This is a genomic window from Chroococcidiopsis sp. CCALA 051, assembly GCF_003015105.1.
Taxonomy (GTDB): domain Bacteria; phylum Cyanobacteriota; class Cyanobacteriia; order Cyanobacteriales; family Chroococcidiopsidaceae; genus Chroococcidiopsis; species Chroococcidiopsis thermalis.
The window spans coordinates 34,369-48,325 of sequence record NZ_PYCI01000006.1 but is presented as its reverse complement, the minus strand read 5'-3'; the positions used below and the strand labels follow the sequence as shown (position 1 = coordinate 48,325).

The following is a 13,957-nucleotide window of genomic DNA, read 5'->3' as shown; positions in this document are numbered from 1 at the left end:
CACTTGAAAACAGCCGCTAAACAAATCTGAGAAGATTTGCCCCTGTATCTCTACACCAGGGACAAACTGCTTCATGCTCGACGACCAGCCGCATCTCACACTCCAGCCGCCCCACCTCAACCCCAAGCATCAGGAAGAATGGTTGCAAAGCGCTGTTGCCCATGAAATTATCTGGGACAATATCAAAAGCTTAGTTGGGACAACGCCCTACGAATACCTTTGCTACTCGGAGAAGCTGGAGCGCACCAACACGGGGCGGTTAGTCTCTCATCTCATCCGGCAGTACGAGCATACGGAACGAGGCGGCTGGTGGTGTGCTGGTCTAGATCCGCTCGACAACTGGCAACCGATGTTGTGGGGGTGCTTGAAACCGGATCGCCCTCGGCTCAACCGCAACAATGGCAAGCCCATCAAGTACGAGCATCCGCCCAAAACCCCAACTCGTGCCTTTTTCCTCCAAATTCCAGACCGCCTGTGGCTAGAAATCGCCATTCGCTATGGAGTAACCGCTGCGTGTACGGAAGGGCAGTTGCATCGATTCGTCAACGACGGTACAACCACTTGGTTGAGAGAGTCTTTTGAATTTTGGCAGTGGGTGCTAGAGCATCCTGAAATTCCCATCGTGCTGGTAGAAGGGGCAAAGAAAGCGGGTTGTTTGTTGAGTTTGGGATACGTGGCGATCGCCCTACCTGGAATTTTCAACGGTCGGCGGGTGACACGGGATGAGTACGGTAAAATCTGGGCTGAGTCCCTCATTCCCGAATTAGAATTATTTGCGAATGCCGGTCGTCGTTTCTACTTCTGCTTCGATCGCGACACCAAACCCAAAACCGTCAAAAACGTCAATCTCGCCATTCTCAAAACAGGTAAACTGCTAGAGCAAAAAGGTTGTGAAATTCACGTCATCTCCCTACCAGGACCCGAAAAAGGGGTAGACGACTTTGTTGTTGCCAATGGCGCTGCCGCTTTTGACGCTATCTACCAGCAAGCCCTGCCCTTGGTTTCCTGGCTGTGGAGGGTGAGGAAACAAGCCGAGTTAACTTACACCCCCTGGCTGCAACTGGACGTGAAAGAACTAACGCTCAAGCAACTCCCATTCGCCCCACCGCAGACGGCTACAGGGGGGCAGGAGCGCTCGAATCTCCCAGACTCCCCCGACGGCGGGATTGTTGTCCTTGCCTCCGGTAAAGGCACGGGCAAAACCAAATTCATCAGCCGCCTGGTGCAAAATGCTCCCAAAGCGATCGCCGCCGGACACCGCATCGCCCTGATGCGTAATCTCTGCGCTCGGATGGGATTAGACTACAAAGGCGATGTAGATCGGGTCAATGGCGACTTCATCACTGGGTCAGCCTACACTCTGCGCTTGGGGCTGTGCGTAGACAGCCTGCTCTCGATTCACCCAGAGAAGTTTGCTGGCTGCGTGCTAGTGATTGACGAGTTCATGCAGGTGTTTGCCCATTTACTCACCAGCTCCACCTGCAACAAAGACGGCAAACGCGCCGCCCTCCTCGCCAGATTGCATTGGCTGATTCGGGTGGCAAGCTGGGTAATTGTGGCGGATGCGGATGCAGCAGATATCGGAATCGACTATCTCCGGTCGCTGCGAGGGGCAGCAAGCCCTGTCTACTTGATTCAGAATGTCTATCAACCTGAAGGCTATTCGGTGCGCTTTCTAGACGCTGCTGGAGACGATGCGATTATCGGGGAGTTACTGGCTGACCTGAGGGCGGGATTGAAAATCTTTGTTGCCACCGATGCCAAGCGGGGATCGCTCGCCCTCAAGCATCTGGTTGAAACCATACAAGGTGCTTCAAAGCAGGGAAGAACAGCTAACTTGGTTTTGATTAATAGCGACACGTCGGGGGGCGAGTATGAAGTGGAATTTATTCGCAACATCAACCAGCGAGTCCTAGACGCAGATACTGTCATTGCTACCCCTAGCATGGCAACTGGAGTCAGCATCGAAGTGGAGCATTTTGATAAAGTGTATGGGCTGTTCTACGGCACTGTGACCGATGCTGATGCCGCACAAGCCCTGAGTCGGGTTAGAGCTAATATTCCGCGCGTCGTCTGGTGTGCTAAAACTGGCAAGAACTTCAGCAAGGTGAGCCAGAGCGAATCCCCGTTCCAGTTAAAACAAGCCCTAAAGACCCGCTGGGAGGCAGAAATCTCTATCATCCGCACCAGTCTCAGCCCCGATATGATTCCTGGGGTCGAAGCCTTTGATTGGGACGACAACCCCCACCTAGATTTGTGGGCTAAGCTGACTGCCAAGACCAACGCCGCGATGTGGAACCTACGAGCTAACCTACTAGAACGGCTGCGCTACGAAGGGAATACGCTGGAAGTTGTGCGCCAGGAGCAGAATTCTCCGGTCAAAGCAGCAATGGCGGAAGCTAGAAGCACGGTCAAGCAAGAGTATTATCACCGAGTCGCTGCGGCTAAATTGCTGAATAAATCAGAACTAGCAGCTCTAGAGCGCCAGGAGAATATTAGTCCCTCCGACCAAAGAGCGATCGAAAAAACCCAAATCGCTGAATTTTACTGCGTGGAAAACGTCACCCCCCAGTTAGTCGCTTATGACAACGGCGGCAAGCGCCGAGGGCAGATCGTAGAATTGGAAGTGCTGCTAGCCGGAGCAGAAAGCTCGACCAAACGCGACCTTGATGCCCTAGAGCGTCAACTTAAGTGGGGGCATGGGGTGCTACCTTTCGACCATCCCTGCTACGAACTGCGGCGATTTGCTAGAGATGCGCTCGGATTGCTGCCATTCCTCGTCCCTGGAAGGGAATGGACGGATGCAGAGCTAGAACCCTTGGGAAAGAGAGCTAGGGCGTGCAGCCGACAGGTGCAGGCGTTCTTTGGCTTTTCCATTCCCAACGATCCCCTACACGCTAACAACATTTGGATTTTCCGGCGGCTATTAGAGCCATTGGGGATCGAGACAAAGGCGCGGCGCGTGAGCAGAGCGCAATCTCGCTGCGTCAAGATCGACGAATCTGCTTGGGATGAATTGCTGTCGATTTTATCAAAGCGTCAGGCTAAACGGTCAGCCCTAGCAGTAGCAACTCCTGTGGCATTGACGGACTCGTTTGATGTTGTAACCCCCCCCTATATAAATAAAACAGAGGGGGTTACAACATCAGGATCGCAAACCCCGATGCCAAAGCAAGAACCGCTAACCCCAATCGCTTTCCAAACTGGGATCGAGTTGTTGGGTGAAATCGCCCAAACGGAGGCGGTAGAAAAGTTGAAAAACTTCACTCCTTGGACTCCACAACAGTTGCGGCAATTGTGGCAAGTCGTACCTAGTTGGGTGAAACAGAAAATCCGCTCCTTCGTCAACGGCAGCGGGGGACGCGCTGACATCTCGCCGTTCCAGCTAGACTGGGGGATGACGTAAGCTCTTGAATTCGCCGCCAATAGGAGCGAAAATCTAGCCAAATCTTTCGTAATCCGCTATCTAAATTGAGTTTTGACAATATCTGCAAGTACCTAGCTGCCTCGTATCCAGAGCCTTTTGTCCGCTGGCTCCTTGCCTCTAATGCCACCGACATTCAACTCCTGCCAAGCGAGCTTTCCCGCGACCCCATTCGCGCCGATGCGGTCATCCGACTGCAATCTACCAACTCTATCTTGCACTTGGAATTTCAAACCCTGCCGACATCCACTCCCCCTTTACCCTTGCGAATGCTTGATTACTGGGTGAGGCTATACCGACAGTATGAATGCCCCATCGAGCAGGTTGTCATCTTCTTGCAGGAGACAACGAATAATGCTGCCTATACTAACCAGTTAAGCGTGGGCAATACCCAGCACCGTTATCGGGTAGTGCGCCTGTGGGAGCAAGACGCTGCTCCATTACTGACCAATCCGGCTCTCCTACCTTTAGCAGTGCTGGCTCGGACGGACTCAAGCGCCGCCTTGTTAGAGCAAGTTGCGACGCAGGTAGATATGATTGAAGAACCCCAGCAACAGCGCAATATCTCCGCTTGCGTAGAGGTGTTGGCTTCTTTGAGGTTCGAGCCGGATTTAATTCGACAATATCTGCGAGAAGAACTTATGCGAGAATCTCCTATCTACCAAGAAATTATTCAAGAAGGCGTGCAACGAGGAAAGCAGGACACTGTAATTCGTCTACTCACGCGCCGGATTGGAACTGTCCCCCCCCAGTTGCAAGCACAGGTTCAAAGCTTGTCTATCGAGCAATTAGATGAATTGAGCGAGGCACTGTTTGACTTTGCTAGTGCTACCGACTTAACAGCATGGTTGCAGCAAGAGCTTATGAGATAAAGCTAAACGGTTTGGGGATTTGAGGCTCAATTTTCGCGCTCGGCAAAGCGGCGAAGCGAAAGTAGCGGCATTTTTAGAAAATCGCTCGTACATCTAGCTAAATGACTGGACGCGGCTGTAAAAACTAACGACACCGTGTAGAGAAAATATATTTGTTGCAGCCCAATGGCAATCGAGCGCGTGAGTTTTGCGCTCGTGAAATATGAAATCTTGGTTCAGTTACACGCAGCCACAGCAAATTTCCTTGACACTCTTGCCCCTTGTATTGCAAAGCAGCAGCGCTGAAGATTTATCAGATATTTGTCTCCCACTGACAACCTCTACAGTCATCGGAAATTACCAGCAGGTGGAAGTTTTAAGGGGCGCAACTGAGTCACGCCACCTGAAAGTTCAAAATTTGTGTGCCAAAAGAAGCACACAAGTTCAAAAGTGTGCTAGTATTGGTAAAGTTTCTACTACAAATAGCAATAGGAGGTCATTTCCTGGTAGGCTACAAAGTTCAAAAGTGTGCTACTACTTATGCCTACCGACAATCCTCGACTCGTTGCCTATCCAGATCGCGCTCTCTACGAGCGGCTGAAGCAGTATCAGGAAGATCTAGGCTTAAAAACTCTTTCCAAAGCTGCAATTACAGCTCTGGAAGACTATTTCAGGCAGCTAGATATGCCCAAAAAAGCAGAGGACGATGAAATCGAATCAATCAAACGCGAATTGGCTCAATTGCGCCAACGCCTAGAGCAACTTTCCCAAAAAGTCGTTCGCTTGGAACAGCAGCTTTAGGAGCAGATGAAGCGCTTGCCAGCAACGAGCTAGCTATACTTTTGACACTTCATGAATTCCTTGACACTCTGCGCTCAAATTATCAGCCTCAAGGGATGATTTCATGCGGTTTTTAAAAGAGTGCAGCTAGATCTGTTTTGCATGGCGTTCCAACAGTGCAACTGAGTCCTGCTATTTTTCCATTCCAGTTTTAAAACCAGTTTGGAGTTAGTCAATTAATCTAAAGCGGCTGCCAAAACTCAGCAGCAATCTCAGGACAACTCAAAAATTCCTGAAAATTCAGTTCGGATAGAAATGGAGCGGTTCTGTTGCCAGTCTATTTCATTAGAAGCGATTTGCTATGCGTAATAGTTAGTTGGAAATGAGAGATATGTCTTCTTACCAAAAAAAACTCAAAGGCAAAATAGCGAGACTTCAGGTAGTTTCCAGTAATATACTAGTAGTTCCCTTTCCAATAATTCACTCTTTTTTTTCCCAGGAGATAGCAGCTGAGGGCAGCTATAGAGGTGACGTTCCTTTGATGTTTCTCTTTCCCAACTCTAAACGGGGAGAAGCTACGCCAGAGGCGATACAAGAGCTGTTTGCGGAGCTGCAAAAAGTCAGAGAACGCCAGCCACCTACCATCGTAGATTTTGCTGAGACTGGAATTTATGTGGATGTTGGTCTAATTGATATCCCAGTATTTTTCCAAGGCGACGAGTCAGATATCTTCTACCTAATGAAGACTAACGGTCAGGTTTTTTTTCAAGAGAATTTAAAACAACTCGATTTAGTTCTAGGAGAAAAATGCCTAAAATATATGTCAACAAGAAGCGAACGAATTGTCACGATAATGGCGCTTCAGTGTTATGCTCCCGATCGGACTTTTCAGCTAAAGTATCACAATGTTATTTTTAATTTAACCAAGAATGGTAGCGAACTGAGCTATCTAAACGTGCGTTTATTCCTATCGGAGTTAGCAAGAGATGGAAGAATTCTCTCTTTAGTAGGTTGACGCTGCTTTGTGCGTATTCGTTCCGGCTGAATCTACAGTGAAACTAGTAGAAAGAGCGCCAGTCTGACATGGGAAGCCAACTCTGGTATAGTGTCACTTCCTCGATCGTTACAGCGATTCCAGATAAGGGCGAATTACATTCTGCACTCGGCATATCTTGGCATAGTGCCAGAGTTCGTCCATCGTGCAGCGTCGTTGCTGCCAACAAGACCGCAGCGCTTCAAGAGCAACATCAAGACCTATTTTGTTGCGATACTTAAAGCAGTCTGCAACCGTTTTGGCAAGACAGTACACTCGCACTGGCACTCCTTCAATGGAGTGTAACTCAATCCCAGCGTATAGTGCTTGACCGGACATATAAACAATTCGTAGAGGCAGAATAGCCTCCTTGGGAGAACGTGCTTTTTGGTCTATAGCCAGCCAAATTTCAAAAGGCGCTTGAGTCGTCAATTCGTGAAAGCTAAGTGCAGAGAGCAGACAAATAACTCCATGAGGAACTCGTTTAGCCGCCTCGACCAGGCTATGCTTCTCCGTAATCTCAGCGTCAGCATAAGTATAAATTCCCCGTCCAGACCGAATCAGCAATCCTTGCTGTTCCAGACGCTTGAGATACTGACGATGGATTCCTTTTGCCTCCGCATCTTTGGCGGCGATCGCGCCTACCTCACGGGCAAGCTCCAGTAGAAGCTGTGTCTTTGACATACGAAGATCGAGCGTCAGGAATGCCGAGCGTTTTGTGATAAAATGTTGGTATGTATTTACATCTACCAACAGATTAACACATGACTCGACGAAATCCACTTGTTTTGTGACACAACTAACGGTAATTATTTAGATTAACTAACGGTTTATCACTTGATTATGAGTTAGGGTGCGTTCGACTCAACCCCAGACTCTTGGTTACAGTTGCAATCCTAGAAAGTAACGCGGTTGGAATTGCAGAAGCGATCGCGCACCATACTCCCGCTGTCGGTTTGCACATAAGTTGAAAAATTAACTACGGCAGAATAGCACTTTGAGCCATCACATTTGCACATAAGTTGAAAATAATTGACGCAAAAGGTGAAAATTTCCTACCCAATTCGTGCATAAAGTGAAATTTTCCGACAACTAGGGATATATAGATTGATAATTTATGCTGAATAAGGGTTTCAAGCTTTTTAAGAGATAATGTGAGCTCTCACCTCATACGACAGCATAAGGGTTACGCGGACAGGATTTTCATCTTATGAGCAAAATTTTCAACTTATGGGTCACGATTTTCACTTTATGTGCAAACCGACACCGCGATCGCCCCTTAAATGTGACAATAAGTTTTAGTCTCTAGAATTGATGTTCCAAAGACTAAATGCCCAAAATAGATCGCGCTTCTGATGCTGCTCAACTAAAGTTACTCGCGCCCGTGCCAGCGACTCTTCATCCGGCAGCGGTGTACTTGGCTTCTTTGAGTGAAGGGTCAAGAGCGACAATGCGCCATGCCCTGGACGCGATCGCGTCGCTGCTGACTGGTGGTGAATGCGACGCGCTGACTTTAGACTGGTCTAAGCTGCGCTATCAGCATACAGCGGCAGTTCGGGCGAGTTTGGTGCAGCGGTTTGCTCCGGCGACGGCGAAAAAAATGGTTTGTGCCTTGCGGCGAGTGCTGAAAGAAGCGGCTCGGTTGGGGTTGATGGGCTATGAGGATTATGCTAGAGCTGTAGATCTGCCTCGGATTGACACGCCGCCGCAAAAACTCAAAGGTCGCGCTCTTGCTACAGATGAGATTGCCTTATTGATGGATGCGTGCGAGTCAGAAGCTAGAACTATAGGTATGAGGGATGCGGCAATCTTGGCTATCCTGCGCGGTGGTGGGATACGTCGGGAGGAATTGGCGAATCTAGAACTGAAAGACTATAACCCTCTTCTAGGCGAACTGGAGATCTGCTCTGGCAAGCGAAAGTCCTACAGAAAGGTTTATTTGCCAGCTATGGCGATCGCCATAGTGGAAGAGTGGCTTGAGATCCGCTCTCGCCAACCAGGGGCGCTGATAACTCCAGTGCGTAAAGGGGGGAAAGTGGAACTGCGGCACATGTCAGGAGATGCGGTGCTGAAGATAGTCAAAAGGCGAGGGAAAAAGGCTGGGGTGGCAGAATTCTCGCCCCACGACTTCCGCCGGACGTTCTGCTCGGAGCTGCTGGATGATAATGATGTCGTTACGGTGCAGAAATTAGCCGGTCATGCAACGCCTGTCACGACTGCCAAATACGACCGTCGAGGGGAGGAGACAAAGCGAAAGGCGGTAGAAAGGTTGTCGATTCCTCGCCACCAACGAACGACGCAATAGTTGCACGCCGAACGCTCAATTCCTATGGTGGCATCTAATATATCTAGATCTGCTGCCAAAATCTAGCTCCTGGTATGCTGTAATAGCACACTCAAACCCAGACTTGGCATACTAAGCGCCAAGGAGTAGGCTGGAACAGTAGCATAAATTTAGCACGAAGATAGCATACCTAATGGCGACCAACAATATTCGAGTTGTGGGCTACCTGCCTCCCCCCTACCACGAAAAGTTACGCGAGTACATGCAATCCCAATCGCTAACCGAAAGTGCGGCGATTGTTGCGATAGTCAAGCAGTTCTTCGATGGCGAGAACGGGAGCGAAGGAGTCGCGAGCCAAGAATTAGACGAGGCGACTGCCCCGTTAAAAGCCCAAATAGCCCTGATTGAGAGGCGCTTGGCGGTTTTAGAATCGGCTTTCGTGTCAAGTCAGCGATCCAAGCCAGCTAGAAGAGCGCCCTATCAGTATGGTCCACCGCCCGTACTGCCTCCCCAAGACATTACCCAGTTGGCTCGCAGGCTAGGGGTGAGCGCCGCTACGCTTGAAGAAGCAGCTCAAAAAAGTTCAGATGAATTTAGGGATTGGAGCAAGAGAAGGGACCCAGCTCAAAGAAGTTGGTGCAAGAAGGGGGAACTATTTCACCCGAATTCCGATTGATGCCAATCCTTTTTCTTCCAGGCGGCACCGCTCTTCGTCAGCTTCCATCTTCAGCAGTTCTTGGTTGGTTTCGCAATAGCGCACGATTTCCACAACAGCATCAACGGGCAGAGAGAAGTTCGCCGCTGTCTCATCAAGGGAAAGCTCGTTGGCGAGCATATCCTGCCAAACGGTAGAAGCGAGTAACCGCCGACCTTTCACGTACAGTTGTCGCCGCCAAGGGTGAGGGCGTTCGACCAAATACTTCCACTGCGCCCAATTAGGAGGCTGAAGACCTGGAATGACTAATTCAACTTGCTCGTCTGGTTTGAGCAAAGCCACCTTGAACCCTTTCTGGGTGTACTCCTTGAGCGCGGACAGCACGGAAACAGCACGAAGTATAGTTTCTTTGGCGCTGGCAGCACCGATTGCTTCTCGCAGCCACTCGATCTGTGCCTCTTGCTCTGGCGTGACATTGAAGTTTTGCCTTTTCGTCTCTCCTGCCTGTGTCATCTGGTGTCTGCCCCAGTCATCTACTTTATGTGAGTATATTTTGAGCAAATCCGCCGCGCATCCTACGCTTCTGTACGAAGTACGAAGCGGTAGTTAGCGGCGGTCAGGATCTTTATCTGCCTTCCCCTGGTTTTTAATATAGGAAATCAATACATCGATACTGGCGCTTGCTCCTACAGAAATGATGGTAGAGCCATCATTCCAAAACTCTCCACCCCAAAAATGTTTTTGCAAATATTCGCCGTACTCTTTACGCATATGACGAGAGGATACGGATTTAATGTTTTTGATGAAGTTAACTAAATTTAACCCAGGATGCCCATCAAACAAGACGTGAATGTGGTCGCCCTCGCCCCCTAGCTCAATGGGTTCGCACTCCCACTTTACCAATAGGGTAGTAAGGATTTGTTTTAGCCTGTCCTGCATCTCGACGGTCAAGATATCCTTTCTATACTTCAATGTCAGAATCAAATGATAACACAACCGAAAAGTCGTGTGTTGTCTCGATTTTAGCCTTAACTTTTTATCTTGATTCATTCTATGATTGATGCATGACTAACTCAATTGTACGCACGGATCGATGGCAGTTAAACCCAACTCCAGAACAACACGAGTTTCTAGAGGCGACGGTTAACGAATATCGCGCTTTCTGTAAAGCTCTGTCTTATGTGGTCATGGGTCACTGGACGGAAATTGCACTAGCCGCGAGTCGCTGTGCGGCGGTTGAAAAGTTAATTCACAAAACTAGCTCTAACCCAAACCCTAAATATCAATATTTTCAAAAACGGTTTTACAAGTTCCCGTCTTACCTGCGCCGAGCGGCTATCGAGTTTGTTTTGGGGCAGGTTTCTTCATTCCTAACTCGCTACTACGATTGGCAGTCCGGTAATCGTAAACGGAGAGATGCACTGCCCCCAAGATTCAATCCAGAAGCGGGATGTTATCCTGCCTTGTATCGAGGGCAGTGTATCAAGTTCTCTGATGATTTTGGTAGCGCCCAAATTAAGGTATGGAATGGCTCTGATTGGGTTTGGACAAACGTTCAAATCATGCGAGTCAGAGAGCGTCATTTATTGGCTCTAAGCATTGGGCTATCGCCGTCACTGATTGTTAGGGATGGAAAGGCTCACTTATCCGTCCCGTTCAAACTGCACCCCAAGAAGTTAACGGGGGATGTAGTATGTGCGGTAGACGTGGGAATCAACACAACTGCAACTGCTACTATTGTTGGTAGCGACGGCACTGTAATCTCTCGAAAATTCTTTCATCGAGGGGGAGACATAGACCGTCGCGACAAAGTATTAGGGCAGATTCGGCGCAAGGCGAAGTTAACCAAGAAGCTGCACAAAGGTTTCTGCAAGGGGTTGTATCGCCGCGCTAGAGGCATCAACCACAACATGGCGCAGCACATTTCAAAGGAGATTGTGCAATTTGCTTCCCAGCATGGCGCATCTGTTATTGTGTTTGAAAACCTAAAGGACTGGAAACCAAAAGCCGGTAAAAAACGCTCTACCCTGAAACAACGGTTTCATGGTTGGTTGCATCGACTATTGGTGGATTAACCCAAAACAAGTTTGTTGAAGTGGGCGGGAAAGTCGAGCTAGTCTATCCCCGTGGTACATCGTCATGGGCATATGATGGTTCCGGTCAGCTAAAGCGCAGTAAAGCTAACTATGCGCTAGCTACTTTCCAGAATGGGAAACGTTACAACGCCGACCTTAACGGTAGTCAAAATATTGCCGCCCGATATTGGGCATACAAGCTAAAACTGGCGTACAGAAATGGTTGTCAGTTACTTTCCAGCAAAAGCTCTGGAAGTAAATCGAGAATGCCGATTGTCTTGTCTCACCTCTGGCGGGATAAGGACGCTACGCTTCTATCGGAACCATGAAGCGTAGAGCATTCACTATGACTTACTTACAAAGGAGTCTACAACTTTTGACCGAACAATATGCAGATCTTCGGAGTTAACTCGCGAGTCGCGCTCCTAATATCCCTTTGAAGTGGCGCTCCTGGTCAATCCTGTCCCAGCAGCGCCTTTAGTTATGGTATGAATCAATTATCGACATAACTTGTTGACAAGTCAGATTGTTGACAAGTCAGGTGATTGACAACCTAACAGCTTGACGTGTTAACTTGTTAGATTGCCAGATTGTCAAAGTGTCAGATTGTTAAAAAGTTGTCAAGTTAGCTTGTCAGTTGGTTAACTTGCTGGCAAGCTAAAGGCGATAATTAGATGCTTTTATGATTACTGCGATCGCCAATCAAAAGGGAGGAGTGGCCAAGACCACCTCAACCATCTCGTTGGGGGGATTGCTGGCACAGCAAAGCTCATGCCTTGCCATAGACCTCGACCCCCAAGGGAACTTAACTACTGGGTTGGGCGTGGAAGTATCGGACAACCAACTCACAACCTATGAAGTGATTACAGAGACTGCTGAGATATTGAATGCAGTTGTAGCGACTAAATCCGGTTTAAATCTGTTGCCTGCTGATATTTCGCTAGCTAAAGGGGAAACAGAATTGCTCGGCAAGGTGGGAAACTTCTACATCCTGAAAGAAAGGCTAGAGCCAGCTAGGGAGAAATTCCAGCACATCCTGATTGATTGCCCTCCCAGTTTAGGATTGCTAACCGTTAACGCTCTTGCCGCTGCCGATACTCTCCTGATTCCCGTCCAGTGTCAGTTTTTTGCCCTCAAGGGACTGGAGGCATTACTAGAAACGGTTGGGAGTGTCAAAAAACGGCTGAATCCGCGCCTGAAGATTTTAGGTGTATTGCCCACAATGGCAGAAAAAAACACGGTGATGACGCAGGACGTGATTGATACCTTGAAGCAGCAGTTGGAGGAGATTAAAGTTTTTGACCCAGTGCCTAAGTCCGTGAAGTTTGCTGAGTCTAATTTAGCGGGAGAACCAATTCACTTGTACGCCGGGGAATGGAAACTGGTGCAACCCTATCGAGCAGTTGTTAAGCAGATGGTAGCGGAGTCGTAGCTATGCCAAAAGAACGCAGGAGCGCTGGCGACAGAATTAACTTGCCAAAGACCAAAGCCGATGAATACTTTGATTCTGTTGAGGTCAAATCTGTTGGCCAGTCAACAAGTCAGGAAGTCAACAAGCAATTTAACAAGTCAGGAAGTCAGGATGCTGACAATCCAACAAGTCAACAAGCAAACAAGTTACGCAAAGCCACTTTCAAGTTGAGTCAATCGGTATTGGAGCAGCTAGACACGTTTCACTTGCAGTTGCAATTGGAACTGGGTAAGGCGAATGCACCTTACAAAGAGGCGATCGTCGAAGAAGCAATCTCCCAACTCCTTGAGCAGATGCTTCAAAACCGCGATCTACTTGTAGCCAGACTACAGGAAAGACAACGCCGGAGTAGAGGTTGAATCTAAAGTGGCATTGTACCGAGATAGACGTAAAATCCTGCAAGATAGACTAAAAATCCTTATCCTATCAAGGTTTGGAAATTTGCTATATCAGAATTTAAAAAGCCGTTATTTGCAATGAAAAAGCAAGTCTTTTGTAGGCATCTTGCAGATTTTGACAAACATCTCGGTGCAATGCCTTGGAGGCTTGGGGGTATTGAGACGGGCTAGAGGAAATGGTTGCAAATTGAACCGCAGTGCTGCCATTCTAGGGGTTAAGATCGACTCTTCTTTCTGACTCAAAGAAATTCTTTGGAAGCCGTACTTCACCGCTAATAAGATAGATGAATGACATTGCAATGGAATTCGTTCTGCCGCTAGATTTAGTCAGAAATTCTCTTACGGGCTTCGTTGCCCGATTTGCAGTGCTGATGATGCTGGGATGGATGACAGACCAAATTCGCAAATCAGAAAAAAGCATCATGCCTGTTCAAAAGGCAATCTTGATTGCAGGGGTGCTGTCAATTGCGAGTAGCTTTACAAATTGGCGTTGAAGCTTAGGTATCCTTTTACAGGACTGAAAGCTCCCAAGCGCGAACGACTTCGTGAGTCAATCATCATTTGGGTTGACATTGTGTTTAACTTATCCATAGATGGAGATAGGTATGGCGATCGATGACCCCATTGAATCCCGCTGGGGTTCAGCAGTCCTGCAATTGGTCTTGCTTTCGTTCGGACTGACGATCTTATTTGCGCTCGTCTACTGGGGAATAGATGGACTGAACTGGGGATTACTGCAAGATCGGGAGGGTAAACGAGCAGTCAGATTTTTACCATTTCTTTATTTCAGCATTGAAACCTTTTTTCGGATTGGGTATGGAACCCAAGTACCGCTGGGAGCAATGTGGATCGCTGTCACCTTAGAAGCTCTCAGTCATTTTGTGGTCGAGATTCTCTTTATCGCTCACTTTGCGACGCTGAGTTTAAACAAATTAGTTTCGCTCAGCAATCGCACGCGCCTGGAAAACCTGCTGAATCGTTTTTAG

At 48.4% G+C, this 13,957-nt stretch carries 15 protein-coding genes; 12 read left to right on the top strand and 3 right to left on the bottom strand.

All coding sequences use genetic code 11. From position 1 onward, the window contains the following. The first annotated feature begins 73 nt into the window (after positions 1-73). The 4 genes from C7Y66_RS02445 (at position 74) to C7Y66_RS02430 (ending at position 6,070) form a co-directional block, all read left to right on the top strand. Positions 74-3,406, top strand: coding sequence for a plasmid replication protein, CyRepA1 family (locus C7Y66_RS02445; protein ID WP_106544344.1), 3,333 nt, complete (start codon positions 74-76; stop codon positions 3,404-3,406). 65 nt (positions 3,407-3,471) lie between these two features. After that, positions 3,472-4,296 carry a DUF4351 domain-containing protein gene (locus C7Y66_RS02440; protein WP_106218133.1) on the top strand — a complete coding sequence of 275 codons (825 nt, stop codon included), beginning with the start codon at positions 3,472-3,474 and terminating at the stop codon, positions 4,294-4,296. Between the two features lie 519 nt (positions 4,297-4,815). Further along, complete coding sequence (locus C7Y66_RS02435) at positions 4,816-5,076, top strand: hypothetical protein (RefSeq protein WP_106218132.1); 261 nt, start codon at positions 4,816-4,818, stop codon at positions 5,074-5,076. A gap of 370 nt (positions 5,077-5,446) precedes the next feature. Continuing rightward, positions 5,447-6,070 carry a hypothetical protein gene (locus C7Y66_RS02430; RefSeq protein WP_106544343.1) on the top strand — a complete coding sequence of 208 codons (624 nt, stop codon included), beginning with the start codon at positions 5,447-5,449 and terminating at the stop codon, positions 6,068-6,070. Positions 6,071-6,178: 108 nt separating this feature from the next. Here C7Y66_RS02430 and C7Y66_RS02425 read toward each other — a convergent pair whose 3' ends face one another. Then, positions 6,179-6,772 (bottom strand): type IV toxin-antitoxin system AbiEi family antitoxin domain-containing protein, encoded by a 594-nt coding sequence (locus C7Y66_RS02425; protein WP_106218143.1) that lies wholly within the window; start codon positions 6,770-6,772, stop codon positions 6,179-6,181. A 646-nt stretch (positions 6,773-7,418) separates the two neighbouring features. Here C7Y66_RS02425 and C7Y66_RS02420 point away from each other — a divergent pair. Together C7Y66_RS02420 and C7Y66_RS02415 are read left to right on the top strand one after the other, a co-directional pair. Then, a complete protein-coding gene (locus C7Y66_RS02420; protein ID WP_106218130.1) occupies positions 7,419-8,393 on the top strand; it encodes a site-specific integrase in 975 nt (324 codons plus the stop codon). Between the two features lie 172 nt (positions 8,394-8,565). Next, on the top strand, positions 8,566-9,048 hold the full coding sequence (locus C7Y66_RS02415) for a hypothetical protein (RefSeq protein WP_106218129.1): 483 nt from the start codon (positions 8,566-8,568) through the stop codon (positions 9,046-9,048). Here the strand turns inward: C7Y66_RS02415 and C7Y66_RS31560 are convergent. Both C7Y66_RS31560 and tnpA read right to left on the bottom strand, forming a co-directional pair. Further along, positions 9,025-9,540 (bottom strand): hypothetical protein, encoded by a 516-nt coding sequence (locus tag C7Y66_RS31560; protein ID WP_199197207.1) that lies wholly within the window; start codon positions 9,538-9,540, stop codon positions 9,025-9,027. The two genes, C7Y66_RS02415 and C7Y66_RS31560, sit on opposite strands and share 24 nt — an antisense overlap. Positions 9,541-9,633: 93 nt before the next feature. Further along, positions 9,634-10,077, bottom strand: coding sequence for an IS200/IS605 family transposase (gene tnpA, locus C7Y66_RS02405; RefSeq protein ID WP_106218128.1), 444 nt, complete (start codon positions 10,075-10,077; stop codon positions 9,634-9,636). 14 nt (positions 10,078-10,091) lie between these two features. Here tnpA and C7Y66_RS02400 point away from each other — a divergent pair, with 14 nt between their 5' ends. From C7Y66_RS02400 to C7Y66_RS02380, 6 genes are all read left to right on the top strand, one after another. Next, on the top strand, positions 10,092-11,102 hold the full coding sequence (locus C7Y66_RS02400; RefSeq protein ID WP_199197206.1) for a hypothetical protein: 1,011 nt from the start codon (positions 10,092-10,094) through the stop codon (positions 11,100-11,102). After that, the gene (locus tag C7Y66_RS31555) at positions 11,075-11,431 is read left to right on the top strand and encodes a hypothetical protein (protein ID WP_199197205.1); all 357 of its coding nucleotides are present in this window, start codon (positions 11,075-11,077) and stop codon (positions 11,429-11,431) included. The genes C7Y66_RS02400 and C7Y66_RS31555 overlap by 28 nt, the downstream gene beginning before the upstream one ends. Before the next feature lie 353 nt (positions 11,432-11,784). Then, on the top strand, positions 11,785-12,534 hold the full coding sequence (locus tag C7Y66_RS02395) for a ParA family protein (RefSeq protein WP_106218127.1): 750 nt from the start codon (positions 11,785-11,787) through the stop codon (positions 12,532-12,534). Between the two features lie 2 nt (positions 12,535-12,536). Continuing rightward, positions 12,537-12,932 carry a hypothetical protein gene (locus C7Y66_RS02390; protein WP_106218126.1) on the top strand — a complete coding sequence of 132 codons (396 nt, stop codon included), beginning with the start codon at positions 12,537-12,539 and terminating at the stop codon, positions 12,930-12,932. A gap of 323 nt (positions 12,933-13,255) precedes the next feature. Then, positions 13,256-13,465 (top strand): hypothetical protein, encoded by a 210-nt coding sequence (locus tag C7Y66_RS02385; protein ID WP_106218978.1) that lies wholly within the window; start codon positions 13,256-13,258, stop codon positions 13,463-13,465. A 99-nt stretch (positions 13,466-13,564) separates the two neighbouring features. Further along, positions 13,565-13,957, top strand: coding sequence for an ion channel (locus tag C7Y66_RS02380; RefSeq protein ID WP_106544342.1), 393 nt, complete (start codon positions 13,565-13,567; stop codon positions 13,955-13,957).